Source organism: Algoriphagus sp. NF, assembly GCF_028823735.1.
In the GTDB taxonomy this organism is placed as follows: domain Bacteria; phylum Bacteroidota; class Bacteroidia; order Cytophagales; family Cyclobacteriaceae; genus Algoriphagus; species Algoriphagus marincola.
This window is the reverse complement of the sequence record NZ_JAPEIB010000016.1, coordinates 36,288-58,247: the sequence shown is the minus strand read 5'-3', so window position 1 is coordinate 58,247 and position 21,960 is coordinate 36,288. Positions and strand designations below refer to the sequence as shown.

17 protein-coding genes are annotated in these 21,960 nt (G+C 42.5%); 10 read left to right on the top strand and 7 right to left on the bottom strand.

Annotated features, from left to right (window positions below):
• Positions 1-11 precede the first annotated feature (11 nt).
• On the top strand, positions 12-1,115 hold the full coding sequence (locus tag OU792_RS09665; protein ID WP_274670048.1) for a DUF4221 family protein: 1,104 nt from the start codon (positions 12-14) through the stop codon (positions 1,113-1,115).
• A 15-nt stretch (positions 1,116-1,130) separates the two neighbouring features.
• On the opposite strand, the gene OU792_RS09660 is transcribed toward OU792_RS09665, so the two are convergent.
• The 3 genes from OU792_RS09660 to OU792_RS09650 form a co-directional block, all read right to left on the bottom strand.
• Positions 1,131-2,702 carry an Rne/Rng family ribonuclease gene (locus tag OU792_RS09660; RefSeq protein ID WP_026946383.1) on the bottom strand — a complete coding sequence of 524 codons (1,572 nt, stop codon included), beginning with the start codon at positions 2,700-2,702 and terminating at the stop codon, positions 1,131-1,133.
• 189 nt (positions 2,703-2,891) lie between these two features.
• Entirely contained in the window at positions 2,892-3,704 is an 813-nt protein-coding gene (locus OU792_RS09655; RefSeq protein WP_274670047.1) for a tetratricopeptide repeat protein, read from the bottom strand.
• Positions 3,705-3,723: 19 nt separating this feature from the next.
• Entirely contained in the window at positions 3,724-4,032 is a 309-nt protein-coding gene (locus OU792_RS09650) for an HU family DNA-binding protein (protein ID WP_024284423.1), read from the bottom strand.
• A 145-nt stretch (positions 4,033-4,177) separates the two neighbouring features.
• Here OU792_RS09650 and mutY point away from each other — a divergent pair, with 145 nt between their 5' ends.
• From mutY to OU792_RS09625, 5 genes are all read left to right on the top strand, one after another.
• Complete coding sequence (gene mutY, locus OU792_RS09645; protein WP_134200428.1) at positions 4,178-5,248, top strand: A/G-specific adenine glycosylase; 1,071 nt, start codon at positions 4,178-4,180, stop codon at positions 5,246-5,248.
• Between the two features lie 38 nt (positions 5,249-5,286).
• Positions 5,287-5,757 carry a single-stranded DNA-binding protein gene (locus OU792_RS09640; protein ID WP_026946386.1) on the top strand — a complete coding sequence of 157 codons (471 nt, stop codon included), beginning with the start codon at positions 5,287-5,289 and terminating at the stop codon, positions 5,755-5,757.
• 61 nt (positions 5,758-5,818) lie between these two features.
• The gene (gldE, locus tag OU792_RS09635) at positions 5,819-7,168 is read left to right on the top strand and encodes a gliding motility-associated protein GldE (protein WP_026946387.1); all 1,350 of its coding nucleotides are present in this window, start codon (positions 5,819-5,821) and stop codon (positions 7,166-7,168) included.
• 372 nt (positions 7,169-7,540) lie between these two features.
• Positions 7,541-12,031: a glutamate synthase large subunit gene (gene gltB, locus OU792_RS09630; protein WP_274670046.1), complete on the top strand. Its 4,491-nt coding sequence runs from the start codon at positions 7,541-7,543 to the stop codon at positions 12,029-12,031.
• 1 nt (position 12,032) lies between these two features.
• Positions 12,033-13,511 carry a glutamate synthase subunit beta gene (locus OU792_RS09625; protein WP_134200432.1) on the top strand — a complete coding sequence of 493 codons (1,479 nt, stop codon included), beginning with the start codon at positions 12,033-12,035 and terminating at the stop codon, positions 13,509-13,511.
• A gap of 69 nt (positions 13,512-13,580) precedes the next feature.
• On the opposite strand, the gene OU792_RS09620 is transcribed toward OU792_RS09625, so the two are convergent.
• The 3 genes from OU792_RS09620 to OU792_RS09610 all read right to left on the bottom strand — a co-directional run bounded on the left by OU792_RS09620 (position 13,581) and on the right by OU792_RS09610 (position 16,265).
• The gene (locus OU792_RS09620) at positions 13,581-14,318 is read right to left on the bottom strand and encodes a carboxypeptidase regulatory-like domain-containing protein (protein WP_134200434.1); all 738 of its coding nucleotides are present in this window, start codon (positions 14,316-14,318) and stop codon (positions 13,581-13,583) included.
• 121 nt (positions 14,319-14,439) lie between these two features.
• The gene (locus tag OU792_RS09615) at positions 14,440-14,847 is read right to left on the bottom strand and encodes a Spy/CpxP family protein refolding chaperone (protein WP_134200436.1); all 408 of its coding nucleotides are present in this window, start codon (positions 14,845-14,847) and stop codon (positions 14,440-14,442) included.
• 86 nt (positions 14,848-14,933) lie between these two features.
• Positions 14,934-16,265 (bottom strand): NAD(P)/FAD-dependent oxidoreductase, encoded by a 1,332-nt coding sequence (locus OU792_RS09610; protein WP_134200438.1) that lies wholly within the window; start codon positions 16,263-16,265, stop codon positions 14,934-14,936.
• Between the two features lie 138 nt (positions 16,266-16,403).
• On the opposite strand from OU792_RS09610, the gene OU792_RS09605 reads away from it, so the two are divergent.
• Positions 16,404-17,111: a YebC/PmpR family DNA-binding transcriptional regulator gene (locus OU792_RS09605; RefSeq protein WP_134200440.1), complete on the top strand. Its 708-nt coding sequence runs from the start codon at positions 16,404-16,406 to the stop codon at positions 17,109-17,111.
• A gap of 25 nt (positions 17,112-17,136) precedes the next feature.
• The gene (yjjX, locus tag OU792_RS09600) at positions 17,137-17,703 is read left to right on the top strand and encodes an inosine/xanthosine triphosphatase (RefSeq protein WP_134200442.1); all 567 of its coding nucleotides are present in this window, start codon (positions 17,137-17,139) and stop codon (positions 17,701-17,703) included.
• 200 nt (positions 17,704-17,903) lie between these two features.
• Here yjjX and OU792_RS09595 read toward each other — a convergent pair whose 3' ends face one another.
• The gene (locus OU792_RS09595) at positions 17,904-18,893 is read right to left on the bottom strand and encodes an NTPase (protein WP_134200443.1); all 990 of its coding nucleotides are present in this window, start codon (positions 18,891-18,893) and stop codon (positions 17,904-17,906) included.
• A 66-nt stretch (positions 18,894-18,959) separates the two neighbouring features.
• Between OU792_RS09595 and OU792_RS09590 the strand changes: the two genes are divergently transcribed.
• Positions 18,960-19,886: a M28 family peptidase gene (locus tag OU792_RS09590; RefSeq protein ID WP_134200445.1), complete on the top strand. Its 927-nt coding sequence runs from the start codon at positions 18,960-18,962 to the stop codon at positions 19,884-19,886.
• Positions 19,887-20,001: 115 nt separating this feature from the next.
• Positions 20,002-21,729, top strand: a complete 1,728-nt coding sequence (locus OU792_RS09585) for a chloride channel protein (RefSeq protein WP_274670045.1) — start codon at positions 20,002-20,004, stop codon at positions 21,727-21,729.
• The last annotated feature ends 231 nt before the right edge of the window (positions 21,730-21,960 follow it).

The following is a 21,960-nucleotide window of genomic DNA, read 5'->3' as shown; positions in this document are numbered from 1 at the left end:
TCAAACTAACTATGATAAGAAATATTATTGCTGGGCTACTTTGTGCCGCAATTACTTTTTCATGCTCAACCCCGGAAAAGGAAAGCCAAAACTTCAATTTTGAAGATTTGGTGACGGATACCTTGGTATTGGAAAAGGATGAAGGCGTCGCCAATATTTCTCAGTCGCTGACCTATATGGAGACAGACTCCGGGGCTTATTTATTCGATTTTCAAAATAGGCAATTGTTTGCATGGAGCTTTCCAGAAGGCAAGAAAGTGTTGGAGCAGTTTTATATGCGGGAAGGTCCAGATGGAGTAGGGGATAGTCCCTTCAAACACCTTATTACCAAAGAAGGAATCTTTGTTATAGATGCGGAGACCAAGTTGATTAAGGCAAATTTCGAGGGAGAAGTAGTTTCCCGATGGCAATTGCCGGGAGTTCCCTCCGAAAGGCTGTATGTGAATTATACTACCGTTCCCAATAATCCAATTTCCAAAACCGGAAATCAATTGCTTATCGCAGATGTCCCTTTCGTTTTGAAGGAGGAAATTATGGATTATCAAAACTGGATCTTGCGATATAATCTTGATGATCAGACCAGCAGTCACATTTCTTTTTCTTTTCCAGAAAAACTCAAGGAGTACTATGATGATCCCAATCTTGGACCTTACAGTCATTACTATAATTCTACAAGTGGGGATTTTTTAGTCTCCTTTTCTGTCATGGATAGTTTGCTTGTGATATCTAAAAACAGAAGTCAATGGGTGGATGCATCAACCGAGGAGCGGCTCGAAATTTTAAAAGGAAGAACAGAGCAGCAAGGTGAGTATACGGTGTTTTTGCCGGACCATAACTCAGGTAGGTATGTTTGGGTAACTTTTGATCCAGTGCAAAAAGTGTATCTGAGGCAGGTAATTACGGGCCTCTGGCCAGAGGCTGTGCGTGAAATAAAGGGCCCTTACAAGGTGAAATTGGTGGTGCTGGATGAGGATTTTAAGAAACTCGGCGAAATCGATATGCCAGCAAACCGAAAGGGTTTTTCTACTCCTGAAGGTTATTATTATTCAATTGGTAATTTGGGGGTAGAAGAAAAAGTAGGTTTTGTAAGACTGGATTTTTCGAAAATGAAATGATAAAAAAAGCGAGACCTATTCAGTCTCGCTTTTTACTTTTAGTTCTATTTCCTCTCCAGATTCATCTTCGAATCTGTATTCCGTCACCGGTAGGGAAGAGTCTTTGATCAGTTTTATCCATTTGTAATATTTGAAAAACCACTTGACCCTTCGGCTCATGATGCCTTGGGTAAAGTAGGCATGCAGATATGGATGCAGTCCGATTTGGACTTTGGCTATATTCTGCATGGTCAGCAGGTGCTCCAGGTCTTTCTCCAGTTTGTCCGCCACCAAAATGGAAGCTTGAATCTTGCCTGTGCCATTGCAGGCAGGGCAGACTTCCTTGGTGACGATATTGACCTCTGGACGAACACGCTGACGGGTGATTTGCATCAATCCGAATTTTGTCAGCGGTAGCACGGTGTGTTTGGACCGGTCTGCCTTAAGCTCATTTTTCATCGCATCATAGATGGCCTTTTTGTTTTCGGCCCGTTTCATATCGATAAAATCGACTACGATGATACCTCCCATATCCCGGAGGCGAAGCTGTCTGGCGATCTCTTTGGCTGCAACCATATTGGTCTTCAAAGCGGTAGATTCTTGGTCGCTTTCCTGATTGGATTTATTGCCACTATTGACGTCAATGACATGGAGCGCTTCTGTGTGCTCAATGATCACATAGCCTCCTTGTGGTAAGCTGACCGTCTGTCCAAACAGACTTTTGATCTGTTTTTCGATCCCAAAACTTTCAAATAATTTAGCTTTACCGTTGTAAAGCTTGACAATTTTTTCTTTTTCAGGAGCTATTGTCCTGATGTAGGATTTAATCTGATCGTAGGTAGATTCTTCTTCTACGGTGATTGCATCGAAGGATTCATTGAGCAGGTCTCTCACTAGTGAGGAGGCCATACTCATCTCTCCAATAATTTTGTCGCGACTCTTGGCTTTTAGCAGCTTTTTCATCCCTTCTTCCCAATTGTTGAGAAGGTTTCGAAGGTCTTTGTCCAGTTCGGTGACTGATTGACCTTCGGCCACAGTACGGATGATTACTCCGAAGTTGGCAGGTTTGATAGAAGTGATAAGCCTCAAAAGTCTTTTTCGCTCGTCACTGCTCCGAATTTTTTTGGATACATTGACTGTATCTGAGAATGGAACGAGAACGAGGTAGCGACCAGGAAGAGAGAGCTCACAAGATAGTCGGGGACCTTTCGTTGAAATAGGTTCTTTGACAACCTGTACGAGCACTTGGTTATTTTTAGAAAGGATGTTAGAAATCTTTCCAATCTTGTCTATTTCCGGCTCGTTTTCAAAGCCCTTCAGGTTGTAATTCGAATAATTGTTGTTGCGCACCATTTTCGTGAACTTCTGCAAGCTTCGAATATTGGGACCCATGTCTTGGTAGTGAAGGAAGGCATCTTTTTCGTAGCCGACATCAATGAAAGCTGCATTTAGCCCATTGACTATTTTCCTTACCGTGCCAAGGTAGATGTCTCCCACTTTAAACTGATTGTCTACACCTTCTGAGTGCAGTTCAACCAAGCTTTTGTCCTGAAGGAGGGCAATCCGACTTCCGTTTTGAGCAGAATCAATTAACAATTCCGTACTCAAAATCTAGTCTTATACTATGTAAATGAACGTGTGTTTTTGTCTAAAAACGGGTATAAGAAGAAGTGTATTACTTCTTCTTATGTCTGTTTTTTCTTAGTCTTTTCTTACGCTTGTGCGTAGAGATCTTATGTCTTTTTCTTTTTTTTCCGCAAGGCATAGTCTTGTTGTTTTAAAGTGATACAATTTTATTTAGAGCCTATCCAGGTAGCTTTGCACACTTTCCAGAATCATCGCATCCTGTGTCATGTCCTTCACTGCTTCGAATTGAGCCCTTGCTTTATTTCTTTGATTGGCTTCAAAATAGCTTACACCTAAGTAAAACTGCCCCTGAAGATTGTCAGGGTGATAGTTAATTAACTCCTCAAATCGCTCCACGGCCCGCTTATACTGTCCGGACTGCATGGATAGGATGCCCATATTGAAAAGCGCATCTTCATTTTGAGGTTCTTCTTCCAGAATCTCCCGAAGCATCATAATGCCTTGCATGGGATTGGAAGATGACACATAGGTCATGGCTATTTTTGATTTCAAATCACTGCGTGCCGGATCGTTTTCCAGCACAGTGCCGAGATACTCTCGGACGAGTTGCGCGGTAGCTTCGACTTTCTCAGGATTCAAAGCAAAGGTAAAAGCCTCAAAATAGGCATTACCGGTTTTTTCGTCCCAAGAAATCTCATCAGATCGCTCTGCCGCCAAAGATAGAAAATACCCCGCACTGTCGTACAAGGATTTTTCTTTGTAAAGTTCAGCCATTTGCTCCAGTTCTTCCAGGGAAATTTCTTCACTGCTTACTTTGGATCGCAACACAGCAAGACTTCTTTCGGCTTCCTCACTTAACTCTGCCTCATGCATAGCGGCAGGGTCGGAAGCAGTTTCAGCAGAAGACTGTGCTGTGGCTGTTTCAGCTTGCCCCTCATTGTCCACGACGAATTTTGGGAGGGAATAAAGCCCTGCTATTGCCAAAAGGCCGACGACAATGAGGATAAGCTGTGTTTTTTTCATTTCAAATTTCTCCTAAGACCTATTCTTGTGGAGCTAATTCTTTGATTTTGTCACTGCTTTTGATCTTTTCGATAAACACCTTTGAAGGCTTGAAAGCCGGGATGTAATGCTCATCGATGACAATGGCAGTATTTTTAGAAATATTTCTAGCGATTTTTTTCGCTCTTTTCTTGTTGATAAAGCTACCAAAGCCTCTTACATAAATGTTTTCGCCTTCAGCCATGGATTCTTTGACCACGCTGAAAAACGCTTCAACTGTCTGGGTAACATCATCCTTTTGGATCCCGGTCATGTCCGAGATTTTGGTGATTACTTCTGCTTTTGTCACGGTGATTTAGATTTAGAAATTATTAAATAAGCTTAACAACCTATTAACCAAGTGTTTTTGGGACTGCAAATGTACGAGAACCTGCTCAATTAAAAAACAAATCCATAAAAATTAACCAGTTTTGTGCTGGACCTATTCTTAGCAAATGAATTTTAAATCAACTGATAATCAAGCCTTTTCAAAAGAAATTCTCAAGTGGTACCGCGCAAATCCAAGAGAATTACCTTGGAGAGGCACCACTGATCCCTATAAAATTTGGCTTTCGGAAATCATTTTGCAGCAAACCAGAGTGGCGCAAGGCCTACCTTATTATTACAAGTTTGTGGAGCAGTATCCCATGGTCAGAGACCTGGCAGAGGCACCTGAGGAAGAGGTGCTGAGACTATGGCAAGGGTTGGGATATTACAGTCGGGCCAGAAACCTACATTTTTGTGCCAAGCAAATCTGGTTTGAAAGGGCAGGAGAGTTTCCCAATTCGTATTCGGAGCTTTTAAAACTTAAAGGGGTGGGGACCTACACGGCAGCGGCGATAGCGAGTTTTGCTTTTTCTGAAGCCAAAGCGGTAGTAGATGGAAATGTATTCCGGGTGCTTGCCCGAGTTTTCGGGATCGAAACAGACATTGCCAGCGGAAAAGGGAAGCGGGAATTTCAGGAATTGGCCGATCAGTTGATCCCACAGGACAATCCCGCTGAATACAATCAGGCGATGATGGATTTTGGGGCAAGGCTTTGCGTGCCCAATAAACCCGACTGTGCGAATTGCCCGATTCAAGGCTCTTGCTTTGCCTTCAATAATCAACTCGTCAATGATCTTCCAGTCAAAATCAATAAAACTAAAGTTCGGGACAGGCATCTCCATTATTTTGTCATTCGCTGTGGAGAAAGTTGGGTCTGGAAAAAACGTAGCTCCGGAGATATCTGGGAAGGCCTGTTTGATTTTCCGCTGATTGAAAAGGAGAAGGAGTCGCTAGAAGAAGAGTTAGCCATTCCGCTGAAAGCTGGTGAACCAAAGAAGTTTCCCAAAAAATACCGACATATTTTGTCACATCAGCGCCTGCATGCAGAATTTTCCGAGATTGAAATTCCAGATGAAAACCGTTCGAGTCTTGAGAATTGGGCTGAGCAAGAAGGATATCTATTAGTAGAGGAGGAAAAAATCGAATACCTCGCTAAGCCCAAGTTGATTGTTAATTTTTTGACCGATCAGGGCTTTTGATTAACTTCAATTTTCAATCAAAAACAAGCAAATAAATCATGGCAGGAGTTAATAAAGTTATTCTTTTGGGAAATCTCGGTGCGGATCCAGAAGTCAAGTATTTAGAAGGAGATAATGTGGTAGCCAATCTTCGACTCGCAACCACAGAGTCTTACAAAGACCGAAACGGAAATCGGGTGGAACAGACCGAATGGCATGATTTGGAGCTTTGGGGCGGACAAGCGAAAATTGCCGAGCAATACCTTAAAAAAGGTATGCAGCTCTATGTAGAAGGAAAAATAAAGTCTGATACCTGGCAAGACCAAGAGGGGAATAACCGGAAGCGGACCAAGATTCGTGTGCTAAGCTTTACCATGCTCGGTTCCAAGTCAGATAATCCGGGCGGAGGAGCCCCTGGAGGCTATTCTGAAAATAAACCTGCTTCAAATCCAATGGCAAATCAAACAAAAGCCGAGGCAGCACCAGATATCTCAGCCCCGTCCGACGATGATGATGATCTTCCGTTTTAATTCAATCCCCTGAAATATTCAGGGGATTTTGTAATTTTGCACTAACCATCGTGTTTTGTCCATGGACGACCCTTACCCGAGTGCCTACTTACTCGCTCAAATCGCTGAAATCAGCCCTACTTACCTCCTAATCAACGGAGTGATTTTTATCCTTTTGCTTATTTGTTCTGCCCTGGTATCAGGTTCTGAGGTTGCTTTTTTCTCATTAAACAATGACGACCTCGATGATCTGTACAATCAAGATACACCGAAAAGCAAGACAGTTCTTGATTTGCTCAAGCGTCCAAAGGTATTACTGAGCACCATATTGATCCTGAATAACATGATCAATATCGCCATTGTGACCCTGACAACCTTTGTGGTGTGGACTATTTTCGGGATGAATACCACTGGCATCATTGTCATATTGGTACAGACCGTCGGAATTACATTTGCCATTGTGTTTTTTGGGGAAATCGTCCCTAAGGTCTATGCCAATAAAGCTAGAAAGGAATTTAGCCTTGGAATGGCCCCAACCATGAATCTTTTTGCCTCCGTTTTGAAGCCCATTTCCATTTTCTTAATGTCCATCAGCAACCTTATTGAGAGACGGATTGAAAAGAGAGGTTACACGCTTTCGGTGGAGGAATTGAATCAGGCTTTGGAGCTTACCACGGAGGATACCCCTACTGAGGAGCGTGAGATCTTGAAAGGCATCGTGAATTTTGGTACGCTTACGGTGCGTCAGGTGATGCGAAGCCGAATGGAAATCACAGCTGTCGATACAGAGATGGATTTTCATGAACTCATGGATAAGATCAATAAAAGTGGCTATTCCAGAATTCCAGTTTTTCATGAGACTATTGACAATATTCAGGGGATATTATACATCAAGGACCTATTGCCTTACATCGAGCGGGATGAGAATTTTGCTTGGCAAGAGCTTATCCGGAAGAGTTTCTTTGTGCCCGAAAACAAAAAGGTTGATTCCCTCTTGAAGGATTTTCAACAAAAGCGGGTGCATATGGCCATCGTCGTCGATGAATATGGCGGCACTTCAGGTTTGGTGACTTTAGAGGACTTGATTGAGGAAATCATAGGAGAGATCAATGATGAGTTTGATGATGCCGATGACTTTTTCTTTAAGGAGCTTGATCCTCAGACCTTTATTTTTGAAGGAAAGATTTCATTAAATGACTTTTGCAAAAAGCTCGAGCTTGACTCACAGATTTTTGATGAGGTAAAAGGCGAAAGTGAATCTCTAGGAGGCTTATTACTTGAGCTGAACAGCAAACTTCCCAAGAACGGCACCAAAATCGGTTTTGAAAATTTTGAATTTACCATCTTAGCTGTAGATACTCGTCGAATCAAGAAAGTCAAAGTCCACATCAGACATAGTGAGAAGGATGGGATAGGCGAGAATATTGATTGAGCTTAATTCGGCTTATTTCCATTTTAGCAAAATAAAATTTTGTTGAATAATTATACTGTACTCAGTTTGAGAAGTCATCTGATTATTTGTAGATAAATTTTTTTAAAAAATCACCAATAAACCTGTTTGCCTGACCAATTTGATTTTTTTTCAAAAACTGGTTTAAATTTTATCCGTTTTTTTCGAAAAATTGATCAATTTTTTGAAAATGGGTTTATTTTTTATTTAAAAATTCAATTGCCGAAAATTCAAAAAAAATTGATTTTCTAAAAAATAAATCATCCATAAAGGTGATCTATTGCCTTTATTTTAAAAAAAGGAAATTTTTTAGTAATTTTTCGAAAATTTTGAACCTATTAAATCGTAAAATATATGCAAAATGGAATGTACCGTCCCGATCTGGAACATGATTCCTGTGGTATCGGAGCGGTGGTGGATTTGACAGCTCAAGCGACGCATGAAACGATCAGTGATGCGTTGTTTATGTTGAGCAATATGGAACACCGGGGAGGAAGAGGCTCAGATCCCAAAACAGGAGACGGAGCAGGGATTTTGATCCAAGTCCCGCACGATTTTTTGAAGGATATCACAGCAAGGACGGAAATAGAATTACCCGAAAAAGGCTCTTATGGAGTGGGGATGACTTTTTTTCCCAGAAATAAGCAGCTTTTTCAGAAGTCAAAAGCACAGCTCAATGCCATCATCGATGAGCTTGGGTTTGAGTTGATAGGCTACCGGCCTGTACCCGTTGATGAAACTGTACCGGGTTCAGGCGCTTTGGAAGTGATGCCAAATATTGAGCAGCTTTTTGTCAAGCATAAAAAAGGACTCACGGGATTGGATTTGGAGCGTAAATTATATGTTTTACGAAACCATACGACTACTCATATCAATCAGAATATTCCCGGTGTAAACCAGTCTTTTTACTTTGCTTCGCTGAGTAGCAAAACACTTATATATAAGGGGCAGCTTCGTACAGATCAAGTTTTACCTTTTTATAAGGATCTACAGAATAGTAAAATCGAATCCGCTTTTGCGATCGTACACTCCAGGTTTTCTACCAATACCTTCCCAAATTGGCGTCTGGCACAGCCCTTTAGATGCTTATCCCATAATGGAGAGATTAATACCATTCGGGGAAACCTGAATAAAATGAAGTCCAAAGAGACGCTGATGAAGTCTAAGTTCTTCTCGGATGAAGAGCTTCAGATGCTGATGCCGATCACCAATAAGTTGAATTCGGATTCAGCTAATTTGGATGCCATGGTCGAGTTGCTGTCTCTCTCCGGGAGGTCCATTTCCCATGCCATGATGATGCTCGTGCCGGAAGCTTGGCAGGACAATGAGGTCATGGATAGAGACCGAAAGGCTTTTTATAAGTTTCATGCCTCCTTGGTTGAGCCTTGGGATGGTCCGGCAGCACTCTTATTTACCGATGGGGAAAATGTAGGTGCGACCTTGGATCGAAATGGACTTCGCCCACTTCGTTATTTCATTACTAAAGACGAGCGATTGGTGCTTTCTTCCGAAGCTGGAGCTTTGCCTATCCGGGAAGCTACCATTGTTCAAAAGGGAAGAATCAGTCCCGGGAAAATGATTTTGGCAGACCTGAAACAAGGAAAAGTAAGATTTGATGAGGACATTAAGTCTGAAATCTGTCAGAGTCAGCCTTATGAAAAATGGGTTAATGAACAGCGAATTAAGCTGCGTCTTGAGCCTGATCCGGAGGTCTTGACTCATCCATACTCCACTGAAAACATCAAGAAATGCCAAACAGTCTTTGGGTACACTTCCGAGGAACTCAAAGTGGTCCTTGCTCCTATGGGAGGCAATGGACAGGAAGCGTTGGGATCGATGGGGGCAGATACTCCTTTGGCGGTTTTGAGCAAGCAGAGCCAGCATATCGCTAATTATTTCAAACAGCTTTTTGCGCAGGTTAGTAATCCCCCGATTGATCCGATAAGAGAGCGATTGGTGATGTCTCTTTTCACCAGAATTGGGGAAGGTTACAATATTTTGGAAGAAAGTCCGCAGCACACCCGGCAGATCCATATTTCTCAACCGGTGCTGCTGAATGAGTCTCTTGAGAAGATTCAAAACATGGAATCTCAGGGCTATCGTTCCGAGAAGCTGTTTGCACATTTTAAGGCAGATCATCAGCCAGGAAGACTGCTAGAAGCCTTAGATAGCCTTTGCAAAGCAGCTGAAGAAGCCATTGCAGCGAAAAAAAATATTCTCATTATTTCTGACCGAAACAGTGATGAAGAATGGGCTCCTATTCCTTCTTTATTGGCTATTGGAGCAGTTCATCATCATTTGGTGAAAAAGAAAATCCGGACCAAGGCTGGATTGGTCTTAGAGTCAGGTGATATTCGAGAGACGCATCACTTTGCGACAGCGATTGGATATGGTGCTTCGGCCATCAATCCATATCTGGCATTGGAATCTTTACTTTCCATGTACGAGAAAGGACAATTCCCTGAGATCAAAGACCGAAAGGCGCTTTTCTCAAATTATCAAAAAGCCATTGGCAAAGGATTGCTAAAGGTACTTTCGAAAATGGGAATCTCTACGCTTCAGTCCTATCAAGGAGCTCAGATTTTCGAAGCGATTGGATTAGGGCCTGAGGTGATTGATCGATGTTTCAAAGGGACTATTTCACGAATTTCCGGAGTTTCTTTTGATGAGCTTGCGGAGGAGGTTTTGATTCGTCATCGAGCAGCTTATCATAGTAATAGCCCGATTTTGGAAACAGGAGGGGTATATCAATGGAAGCGAAAGGGAGAAAAACACTTATTCAACCCTGAGACGATCCATTTGCTTCAAAAGTCTACGAGACTGAATGATTACGGTCTTTACAAAAAATTTGCATCTAAAATCAATGAGCAAAGCAAGGATGCGCTGACTTTAAGAGGGCTTTTTGAGTTCAAGAAGCGAATTTCTATTCCGATCGAAGAAGTGGAGCCTGCAGAGTCCATTTTGCGTCGCTTTGCTACTGGAGCCATGTCCTTTGGTTCGATTTCCCATGAGGCTCACACCACCTTGGCGATAGCCATGAACCGGATTGGTGCAAAAAGCAATTCGGGTGAGGGAGGAGAAGACGAAATTCGATTCGAGCGTAAAGAAAATGGTGATTGGGAACGATCTGCTATCAAGCAGGTGGCCTCAGGTCGTTTTGGAGTGACGAGTAACTATCTGGCAAACGCAGACGAATTACAAATTAAAATGGCCCAAGGAGCCAAGCCAGGTGAAGGAGGTCAACTTCCGGGGCATAAAGTAGATGATTGGATCGGAAGAGTGCGCCATTCGACTCCTGGTGTTGGATTGATTTCCCCGCCACCACATCATGACATTTATTCGATTGAAGATTTGGCTCAGTTGATCTATGATTTGAAAAATGCCAATCGAAAGGCTCGAATTAATGTGAAATTGGTTTCCCAGGCCGGTGTCGGTACCGTCGCTGCGGGAGTAGCAAAAGCAATGGCAGATGTCATTTTGATCTCTGGAGCTGATGGAGGTACGGGTGCATCGCCACTTTCATCCATTCGACATGCGGGCCTACCTTGGGAACTTGGGCTTTCTGAAGCTCATCAAACCTTGGTGAAAAATAATCTTCGTAGCCGAGTTGTATTGCAGACTGATGGTCAGGTCCGTACAGGAAGAGATTTGGCAATTGCTACTTTGCTTGGTGCAGAAGAGTGGGGCATTTCTACCGCTGCTTTGGTGGTCGAGGGCTGTATCATGATGCGAAAGTGTCACCTGAACACTTGTCCTGTTGGAATTGCTACACAAAACCCGGAGTTGAGAAAGCTATTTACCGGGGATCCTGATCATGTGGTGAATTATTTCCACTTCCTAGTCCAGGACCTTCGGGAAATCATGGCCTCTTTGGGCTTTGCCACGGTGGATGAAATGGTTGGTCAAAGTCATGTCCTTCAGTCTACCGGACATCTGAATCATTGGAAGTGGGATAAGGTGGATTTGTCACCGATTTTCCACAAAGTGGAGGTGCCCGATCATGTAGGTATTCACAAGCAAATCGATCAGGATTGGGACTTGTCCGAAGTATTGGATACCAAGCTAATTGAAGCTGCAAAACCTTCTCTGGAGCAGGGGATCCCTGTCACTGGGGCATTTCAAATCAAAAATACAGATCGTGCCGTGGGAGCGATGCTTTCCAACGAAATTTCTAAAATCTATGGCAGTCCCGGTTTACCGGATGATACGATTCAGATCAAATTTACCGGATCCGCAGGACAGACATTTGGAGGTTTTTTGACCAAAGGCGTCAGCTTTGAATTAGAAGGAGAGGCTAATGACTATTTTGGAAAAGGACTTTCCGGAGGAAGATTGACAGTCTATCCAAGCAGAAATGCCCGATTCAAACCAGAGGAAAATATCATCATCGGTAATGTGGCTTTTTATGGAGCGACTTCTGGGGAGGCATTTATCAATGGAAAGGGAGGGGAGCGCTTCTGCGTGAGAAATTCCGGAGTAAAGACCGTCGTGGAAGGAATCGGTGATCATGGTTGTGAATATATGACCGGTGGACTGATGATTAACCTTGGCGAGGTAGGACGGAATTTTGCTGCAGGAATGAGTGGAGGAATCGCCTACATACTTCAAGATTTTATCACAGAAATCAACCCTGAATTAGTGGATGTAGATCCGCTTATCAAAGAGGATCTAGAGACCATCCAATCGTTCTTGAGAAAGCATGTGAAGCTTACTGGTAGTCAGCTTGGTCAAGTATTTCTAGACGATTGGGAAAAGCAAAGCCTGAAATTTATTAAGGTAATTCCGAGGGATTACAAGGCGGTATTGGAAAAAAGAGCAAAAGAACAATCAAAAACATTGGCATAAGATGGGAGCGAAAGAAGGATTTTTACAATTTCAGCGAGAGCTGCCAATCAGTAGAGACCCCAAAGAGCGGGTTGGAGATTATAAAGAAATCTATGAGGACTTTCCTGAGGAAAAGCTCAATCATCAAGCAGCACGCTGTATGGATTGCGGTATTCCCTTTTGTCATCAGGGCTGTCCGCTGGGAAATGTAATTCCGGAGTTTAATGACGCGGTTTACAATCAAGAATGGGAGCAGGCAATTCAAATTTTGAAAAGCACGAATAATTTTCCTGAGTTTACAGGGAGAATCTGCCCTGCTCCATGTGAAGCAAGTTGTGTTTTGGGGATCAATAAGGACCCAGTTGCCATCGAGTTAATCGAGAAGAATATTGCCGAAAAGGCTTATGAATTAGGGTTGATTCAGCCTAATCCTCCTCAAACTCGAACTGGAAAGCAAGTGGCGGTGATTGGCTCGGGACCGGCGGGACTGGCAGCAGCCGATCAGCTTAACCAAGCGGGGCATGAGGTTACTGTTTTTGAAAAGGATGCAAAGCCGGGAGGATTGCTCCGATATGGGATCCCGGATTTCAAACTTGAAAAGTGGGTAATCGATCGCCGCATCGATTTGATGAAGCAGGAAGGTGTGATTTTCATTTGCAATACCGATGTCGGATTCAATATCAAGGCAGAAAATATTCTCCGAAATTTTGATGCAGTTTTGATTGCTACGGGGGCTCAACAGCCGCGTGCACTGAATATCAAAGGATCTGACCTAAAAGGAGTCCACTTTGCGATGGAATTTCTTGGAAAACAGAATCAGGTAATCGGAGGAGAAATCCAGCAAAACCCAATTTCTGCAAAAGGAAAGCATGTTCTGGTCATTGGTGGTGGAGATACAGGAAGTGATTGTATCGGTACGTCCAACAGGCATGGAGCCGCTTCAATCACACAGTTGGAATTGCTTCCCAAGCCACCCAAACAGCGAACCGTTCTTAATCCTTGGCCGGAATGGCCGATGACTTTGAAGACTTCCAGCTCCCATGAGGAAGGAGCGGAGCGAATTTTCTCCATCCTTACCAAGGAGTTTATTGGAAATGAGGACGGGGAAGTCACCGGTCTGAAGTTAGTGGATATCGAATGGATGGAGAAAGATGGTAAAATGACCTTTGAAGAAATAGCCGGAACAGAGAGAGTGGTTCCATGTGATTTGGCATTCTTGGCTATTGGTTATACCGGTCCTGCACAAAATGGTCTCTTGGAAGCTTTTGGAGTAGATACCATGGAAAATACCCTTCCAAAATCCAAGAATTACCAAAGCAGCAACTCAAAGGTATTTCTAGCTGGAGATATGCGAAGAGGTCAGTCTTTAGTAGTCTGGGCAATTTCAGAGGGAAGAGAGGCTGCTGTGAAAGTGGATGAATTCCTGATGGGAGAATCATCTCTTCCTCAAAAAGACGAGTCTTTCTTCCATGTGGAGGATGAGATTGCTGGAATTGAATAGGTTCAGATTCAAATTTGAATCTTTAAAGCAAGCAACCGCCCGTTTGGGCGGTTTTTTTGTTTGTTCGGATTAAAATCCGGATACCATTTCTGCAGCTACAGTAGTTGGATTTAGATTGGGGAAAATGGTTTTGCCAGTGCTTGGATCATCATAATTATTTGACCAGAAGGATTCACCGTATGCCCGAACGTAGAAATTTCCTTCAGGATTGAATCCCCATTCATTGAGTTCGTTTCGACTGAAAGTCCTCTCGAATGGGTTTTCTTGAGAAATAAAAATCGGTGAAAATGCTTGATAGTTTTCATTGGAAACATCGTTGTCCGCAGAAAAGAAAAAGCGGATATATCGCCTATTCGAGGAATTTCCAGCTGGGCTAGTGGAAACTCTAGCTGTGAAAGAGTTGATTCCCGGAACAATCTCCAATTCTGTAATCTGAGTGGATGATTTTTTACCTAAAGAAGGAATATTGGTAATTGGAGTAGAAAGTGATTGGTGGGAGAAGTTGTTGATTCTAAAAGTCCCATACTCCTCTTTTTCAAATCGCAGATTCACGGTCCCAAAAGGAATATTTTCAAACGAGAATTTCCCCTCAGAATTGGTTGAGGAGGATAGCTCCGTGGAAGATGTCTGTTCAAGAACTATCCTCATCCCCTCAGGTGACACTCGATTGGAGCTTTCATCATAAAGAAAGACCGAGCCACTTATTGTGCCTTGAGTTGGGTTGGGTTCAGGCGTTTCATTCCCTCCGCATGCAAAGACAAAGGCGAGTAGCAGAGAGATACAACCTATTCTAATTGAGCTTTTCATCGAAATAGAAAATGAGATTAAGGAATTCAATATCCTAAATATAAGATGATAAAGCACTGAATAGAACAATTTAACTTAGAAAAATGCAAAAAAACCACCTGGAATAAGGTGGTTTTTTGTTCTAGAGATTGCCTCCTCGACGCTTTCTAAACTCCTCTCGGTCTTCAATCTGACCTCCTTTTGGTCCTCGACTTCTTCGAGTTTCTTTTAACTCTTCCCATTTCTTCCTTTGCTCTTCTGTGAGAACTTCTTTGATTTGCTCATCCTGTTTTTTCATTTCTTCTTTTAGAGCTTCGCGATCAGCTCTTTGAGATTCCATTGCCGCCTTTCTTTTTTGAGCATTTGCTAAATTGATTTCTAGAATCTTGGCTTTCTGTTCTTCATTCAGCCCGAGTTCTTCGGCCATTCGATCGGTCATCATTTTGGCCCTTGCTTCCGGGTCTGGTCTCTCTCCTCGGCGCTGTTGCTGGGCAAATGCACCAAGAGAAACCAAGAAAATCATTGCGATACTGACTAATAGCTTTTTCATCTTTTTGTGGTTTGTTTGGCTATTTGACTCCAAAAAATTTCCAAGGTTTATTCGGCCTAGGAGTTAAACTTGAGTTTAACATTTATTCACTTTTGCTCAATCAATTCAGCCCGTTCGGATTCTCTGACATACTTGGGCTTGATCAATAAGCGAAGACTTGGATCAAAGCTGAGGTAGTTCCAAGACCAGTCCAAAAAGATGAATAGCCTGTTTTTGACCCCTAAAATCGCCATCAAATGCACAAATAACCAAGTGAGCCAAGCCAGCAATCCCTGAAACTTGACGAAAGGCAAATCCACTACTGCGAGTTTACGACCTACTGTAGCCATTGAGCCCAGATCTCTGTAGTGGAAGGGAGAAGGCTTTTCTCCCCGTTCAATTTTGGGAAGGTTTTTTGCAAGCTGTGCTGCTTGCTGCAAAGCCACCTGTGCTACCTGAGGATGTCCACTCGGATATTCTTCTTCCTGCAAAAGGCTGATGTCTCCAAGCGCAAATACTCCTTTCATTCCAGTAATTTCAGAGTATTCGTTTACATAGATCCTTCCATTCTTGGCGTAGATTTCCTCGTGAAGCCCCTTAATCTTATTAGGTTTAATCCCCGCTGCCCAAAGCAGCGTTTCTGTCTCAATTGTTTCATCATTTCCCAATCTCACTGATTTCCCGTCATAGTCTTTTACAAGAGTCTTTAGTCGCACTTCTACGCCGAGCTTTTCCAAGTAATCCTTTGCTTTCTGTCTAGCTTCCGGAGACATGGGACCCAATAGGTTTTCTCCTGCCTCTATCAGGACTACTTTCATGTTTTTGAAGCTCAATTCGGGGTAGTCTATTGGAAGCACATTATTTCTAAGTTCGGCTACTGCACCTGCAAGCTCCACTCCGGTAGGACCTCCACCGACTATTACTACGTTCATGAGTGAGCGTCTATTTTCTGGTTTTTCGATATTGATAGCCCGCTCATAGTTGGAGATAATCTTGTTTCGTATGTACAAAGCCTCCGAGACCGTTTTCATCGGTGACGAATAGGCTTCTATGGATTTATTTCCAAAAAAATTGCTGTCTGCACCCATAGCCAAAACCAAATAATCATATTCCAGAAAGCCGAGATTGGTAATGACCCGCTTTTTTTCGGAATCGACTTCATGGACTTCAGCCATGCGGAAGATGACATTTTTGGAGTGGTGAAAAATCTTTCTAAGTGGGAAACTAATCGCGCTTGGCTCCAAGCCAGCAGTTGCTACCTGATAAAATAGCGGCTGAAACTGATGGTAATTGTTTTTATCCAAAAGGATTACCTGAAACTTCTTTTTGTTGAGACTTCGGGCCAGCTTCAGGCCAGCAAATCCAGCACCGATGATGACGACTTTTGGATTTTGGGAAACCGGAATATTGGGTAGGGGAGAGTCCTGGAGTGCTTGCATGGGTTTTTGTTTCTTTTTACGAGAAAAGAAGAGCTTGGACCGAGTTTTTGCTATAAAATTTACTGTATTCGCTTGATCTGATTTTCCTGCCCACAAAAAGAAAAGATTTGCTATTTTTGGCCCAAATCAAGCAAATCCATGGGAAGAGCATTTGAATTCAGAAAAGAGCGAAAATTTAAGCGATGGGCAAAAATGTCCAAGGTTTTTACCAAACTAGGTAAAGAAATCGTCATGGCAGTAAAAGCAGGGGGACCTGATCCCGATAGCAATGCCAAGCTACGGACCATCATTCAGAACGCTAAGGGTGCCCAGATGCCCAAAGACCGCATCGAAGCGGCAATTAAGCGGGCTACCAATAAAGATGAAAAGGACTACGAAGAGATTGTGTATGAAGGATACGGTCCACATGGTATAGCTGTGATCGTGGAAACTTCTACTGACAATACCAACCGTACTGTTGCCAACGTCCGATCATACTTCACCAAATTCGGAGGCTCTTTGGGTACTTCTGGTTCAGTAAGCTTTATGTTTGATCACAAAGCGGTTTTCCGTTTTGAACAGGGAGATTGGGACATGGAGGAGTTGGAGTTAGAATTAATCGATTTTGGCTTAACCGACATTGATGAAAATGAGGGAGAGCTTTTCGTCTATACAGAGTTTGGTGACTTTGGTACGATGCAAAAGGCTTTGGAAGAAAAAGGAATTGAGGTTATCTCAGCAGATTTTCAGCGCTTTCCTACCACCTTGGTGGAGCTCAATGAGGAGCAAGAGGAAATCATCAATAAGCTGATCGATAAGCTGGAAGAAGATGATGATGTAAACAATGTCTATACAAATATGGCCTAAGCGTTAAGCTTAGGCTTTTTTGCAAATGAAGCTACCTAAAAGAGAGAATTTCACCCAACAGGCCAAAGAATTGATTATTGTCGGGAGCCTCAATCCCGTCAAGCTGCAAAGTACAGAGGATGCCTTTACCTTGGCATTTGATCGTTCCTTTCACATTACCGGGGTCAATGTTCCTTCGGGAGTTTCAGATCAGCCCTTTGGTGCAGAAGAGACTCTCTTGGGAGCTCAGAATAGAGCCAAATCCGCTAAAGCAGCATTCCCTGAAGCAGATTATTGGGTAGGGGTAGAAGGCGGCGTAGAGGAAGATGCAAGAGGACTTTTTGCTTTTGCCTGGGTATGGGTATTGGATAAAAACGGTAAAGAAGGGCAGGCAAAGACGAGTACTTTCTATTTGCCTGAAAAGGTGGCGGAATTAGTCAAAGGAGGAATGGAACTAGGTCAGGCAGACGATGAGGTCTTTTCCGAAGATAATTCCAAACAAAAAGGAGGTTCGGTGGGCATTTTGACTAAAGGAAAGCTAAATCGAACTGAATATTATCAGCAAGCTGTGCTTTTAGCTCTAATTCCCTTTCTCCAAAAAAATCTCTATTAATAGGATTTATTCTATAAAAATTTTGAAAAAGTCAATTTTAGTAAAAAAAATTTTTGTGTGAATAGGAACTTTCACATTTTTTTCACTTCTTTATTCTTATAGTTTATTGGTTTACGGAATGAATACATTGGTATAAGATGTAAAAGTTGCTTTAATCACCCTAAATTTCTCAAAGCAACCAAGCCTCCCTTCGGGGAGGTTTATTTTTTTAGATTCTCCAAGAAGCTTCTCAAGGCTACCCGCCAGTCTTCATCTGCATCCCATTCGGGTCCGATATAGAGTTCATCTCTTACGATGAGCTTGATGTAATATTTGACTACTGTTTGGGTCTGCGTTTCTTGATTTGCTTCTAATCCCATGCTTTTTTTCAGGTCGGCTTCACGCCCTTCTACCCTCACCAACAAGAATTGAACCCGATCCCTGATTAGTTCTTGATCGGTTTTAGATTCTGTCAGCCAAACGTACTCATGTGGGTAAACCGATTCTAGAATGGATTCCAATTGATTTTTTTGGGCCGCTTGCTCGGCTAGGACGGCTTCGGGCGATTTTCCGTAAAGATCATATCGGAAAAAGCTCAAAAACCCTGTCGCAGCACTACTGCCTTCCAGGGGTATCCCTAGTTTGAATACTTCTAGGTTAAGGGGATTTCTAGGTAGAAATTTAGCGGCTGCCTGAGCATTGTTGCTTTCCATTCCGGCCATTTCAGGAAATTCGGCAACATCAATTACCAGAAGGTTTTTGGAAGGTCTTGATTTTCCTGCCTCTGCGAAAACTAAACCAGCCTCTTGAAGTTTGCTTCCTGATGTGCCAAATAAAGCCGTGGAGGAGATCATTTGAGCATCGCCTGTAAACTCACCCGTGTGGACACTGCTTTGGTTTTTTTGCCGGGTAACCAAAATGATGTTTTTGATCATTCGCTGCTCAAAGGCTTTGGCATAAGCGGAACGAACTTCCTCCGAAAGAACTACCTGCTCCAATTCATAGTATGCAACCGGATCTGCACCTGCCTCTACCAAATATTGGTGGACGCTGTCGGCGACTACCTGCCAGTCCATTACCGGTCTTGCAGCCGGATCGGCTGAAACCAGTACTACTGACTTTCCATTAAAAAAGCTTTCTGGTAGGCCGCTTTGGGCGATTACCGATTGGGTCAGCCAAAAAAAGACAAAAAGACCAAAGAAATATTTCATTTATTCGCGTTTCTGGGCTACTTCCTTTTTAATTTCGCCATTAAATAACGAAAAATTCGCCAGCCTATGCGTCATCACTTTAAAGTATTCCTAATTATTGCCGCCTTATTTTCGGCTCAAAATTCTTTTTCTCAATCACTCGATGGAGATAGACTTTGGAAGCATTTAGAATACCTTGCTTCTGACGAAATGAAGGGAAGAGAATCTGGCACAAAAGAAAACTTACTGGCTAGAGACTATATCGTAGCCCAATTTGAGGAGATGGGATTGGACTCGCAGTATCCGGATTTTATACAAGAGTTTCGATTCACGGACAGACGCAGTCAAAAGTCTATAGAAGGATATAATGTGGTGGCTTTCGTACCTGGGACCGAAAGTAAAAAAATCATTGTGGTGACTGCTCACTTTGATCATGTCGGCATAGGGAGACCAAATGCTCAAGGTGATTCTATTTACAATGGCTCAGATGATAACGCTTCCGGTACGGCAGCCTTAATAGAGATGGCGCGTTATTTCTCCGAGAACCCTCCGCAGCATTCCATGCTTTTTGCGGCCTTAGATGCAGAAGAAAAGGGCCTGCAGGGAGCAAGAGCTTTGGTACAGGATTTTCCATTTGAACTGGAGCAGGTTTTATTGAATGTCAATATGGATATGATTTCCCGAAATGATAAAAATGAAATATATGTCTCGGGGACTCATTATTATCCTGAATACAAAGAAATTTTGGAAGAGTCAGCCATAGGCAATAATGCTAAGTTGATGTTTGGGCATGATATCCCCGGTACAGGATCGGATGATTGGACGAGGTCCTCAGATCATGGGGCTTTCTTTGAGAAAAAAGTACCACACCTGTATTTTGGGGTGGAAGATCATGAGGACTACCATCAGCCAAGTGATGAGGTTCGGCAGAAGGATAAGGGTTTTTTCCTGGATGTCGCTGAACTGATTTTAAACAGTCTGAAAAATATCGATCAAAAAGGCTCAAATCTCTGAGCCTTTCTTTTTCCTTTGAGTTCTAGGTTTTTTACTTTGTCAGTATATCCACTTATTCAGCACTTTGGCTAAAAATGATTTCATAGCGCGACTTTTGATCTGGCGGCTCCGGCACATGAGCAATCAAAATTTTATTTTGATCCTCAGTGGTGTAATCGGAATCCTGTCTGGGTTGGCGGCAGTGATACTCAAGAAAGCGGTTCATTTTATTCAAGTTTTCCTCACAGAGGATTTTTATGTCGAGTATGCCAACTTCCTGTACATTTTATATCCTATCATTGGAATTTCGGCAGCCTACCTGCTGAGCAAGTACATTTTCAAAGACTTTGGGGGACATGGTATACCGGATGTACTTTTTACCATTTCCAAAAAGCATAGCTTGATTCCACGGATTAAAACCTATAGTCGGGTCATTACTTCGGCTCTGACAGTTGGCTTTGGTGGATCTGTGGGTTTGGAGGCACCCATGCTAGTCACTGGCTCTGCCATTGGATCCAATATCGGGGTGTCGATGCATCTTAATTCAAAGAAAAGAACCCTACTGATTGGATGTGGTGCCGCTGGAGCTATATCGGCCATATTCGGGGCACCAATCGGCGCGGTGATTTTCGCGATTGAGGTAATCTTGATGGAAATCAGTACGGCTAGCTTTATTCCGCTATTGATAGCTTCTGTGATGGGGTCCCTTACTTCCATGGTTTTAATAGGAAGAGATCAATTATTCAAATTTGACCTTCAAGGTACCTTCTTGGCCTCTCATATGCCCTATTATTTGGTTTTGGGGATTTTGTGTGGGATTATTTCACTTTATTTTTCCAGTGCGGTCATGAAGACCGAAAAGATCATGGAAGGCTTAGAAAGCCAATTGATCCGAATTCTTTATGGGGGAGCATTGCTTGGATTTATTTTATTCTTTTTCCCGCCTATTTATGGAGAAGGATATGACACATTGAATTTATTGATTGAAGGAAATTCGGATCAGTTACTTGATCGCTCTCCTTTTTTCTCGGCCATTCAAAATCCCTATCTAATTCTTTTTTTCTTAGCGTTTGTCATATTGATCAAGCCGGTAGCATCAGCCCTTACTTTGAGTGCAGGAGGGGCAGGGGGTATTTTTGCGCCTTCGTTATATGTGGGGGGTATTTTAGGTTTTTTGTTTGCCTACGGCAAAAATATGCTCGGCTTTCATATTCCCCTTCCCTTGGCTCATTTTACCCTCGTAGCCATGTGCGGAGTGATGGCGGGAGTACAGCATGCTCCGCTTTCGGCGATATTCTTGATAGCTGAAATCACCGGTGGATATGAGCTTTTTGTCCCGCTTATGTTTGTATCAGCTATTTCATTTTCGACAAAAACATACTACCAAAAGGACAGCTTATATACGCAGCAGCTCAAAGAAAAGGGTCGTCACCTCCCGGAGACAACTGATCAGCAACTTCTCGACATGATTACAATTCTTCAGGTGATTGAGCGGGATTTATTGCCGATTCATCCAAATGCCAAGTTGAAGGACCTGATCAATCTAGTAAAACAATCCAAGCGAAATATTTTTCCTGTGGTAGACGAAAACCAACAGCTTCGAGGGATTGTCACGCTAGATGACATTCGGGATATCATGTTTGACTCAGAGAAGCAAACTACAGTAGAGGTAAAGAGTCTGATGCACAGTCCTCCTGAAATCCTACTTTCTAATGAAAATATGCAAAAGGCCATGGATAAGTTTGAAAAGTCTGGTGCATGGAATCTCCCCGTAGTTGAGGATGGACGCTATTTGGGCTTTGTTTCTAAGTCTCGTATATTCAATTCTTACCGGAAAAAATTGATCTTTAAAAAGCACGATTAATTCCTTTTTAGAATAAAATTTGGATTTTGAATTTATCCACTTTTTTCGATGTGGATTTCTATAAAAAATTTCAGTTAGCTATTATTATCCACAAAATTCAGCGAATTTATAATCATCTAATTTATTGATAATCAGATTAATGAACTGATAATGTTGAAAACTGTGGATAAATTAACGTAAATGTGGATAAAAAATTCTTGACTTTTTCAATGCCTGATTCTAGCCAGAAAT

Coding starts and splice junctions, on each gene's coding strand:
- OU792_RS09665 (WP_274670048.1), top strand. CDS start 12: ATGATAAGAAATATTATTGCTGGGCTACTTTGTGCCGCAATTACTTTT.
- OU792_RS09655 (WP_274670047.1), bottom strand. CDS start 3,704: ATGAAAAAAACACAGCTTATCCTCATTGTCGTCGGCCTTTTGGCAATA.
- mutY (WP_134200428.1), top strand. CDS start 4,178: ATGAATTTTAAATCAACTGATAATCAAGCCTTTTCAAAAGAAATTCTC.
- OU792_RS09640 (WP_026946386.1), top strand. CDS start 5,287: ATGGCAGGAGTTAATAAAGTTATTCTTTTGGGAAATCTCGGTGCGGAT.
- gldE (WP_026946387.1), top strand. CDS start 5,819: ATGGACGACCCTTACCCGAGTGCCTACTTACTCGCTCAAATCGCTGAA.
- gltB (WP_274670046.1), top strand. CDS start 7,541: ATGCAAAATGGAATGTACCGTCCCGATCTGGAACATGATTCCTGTGGT.
- OU792_RS09625 (WP_134200432.1), top strand. CDS start 12,033: ATGGGAGCGAAAGAAGGATTTTTACAATTTCAGCGAGAGCTGCCAATC.
- OU792_RS09620 (WP_134200434.1), bottom strand. CDS start 14,318: ATGAAAAGCTCAATTAGAATAGGTTGTATCTCTCTGCTACTCGCCTTT.
- OU792_RS09615 (WP_134200436.1), bottom strand. CDS start 14,847: ATGAAAAAGCTATTAGTCAGTATCGCAATGATTTTCTTGGTTTCTCTT.
- OU792_RS09610 (WP_134200438.1), bottom strand. CDS start 16,265: ATGCAAGCACTCCAGGACTCTCCCCTACCCAATATTCCGGTTTCCCAA.
- OU792_RS09605 (WP_134200440.1), top strand. CDS start 16,404: ATGGGAAGAGCATTTGAATTCAGAAAAGAGCGAAAATTTAAGCGATGG.
- yjjX (WP_134200442.1), top strand. CDS start 17,137: ATGAAGCTACCTAAAAGAGAGAATTTCACCCAACAGGCCAAAGAATTG.
- OU792_RS09595 (WP_134200443.1), bottom strand. CDS start 18,893: ATGAAATATTTCTTTGGTCTTTTTGTCTTTTTTTGGCTGACCCAATCG.
- OU792_RS09590 (WP_134200445.1), top strand. CDS start 18,960: ATGCGTCATCACTTTAAAGTATTCCTAATTATTGCCGCCTTATTTTCG.
- OU792_RS09585 (WP_274670045.1), top strand. CDS start 20,002: ATGAGCAATCAAAATTTTATTTTGATCCTCAGTGGTGTAATCGGAATC.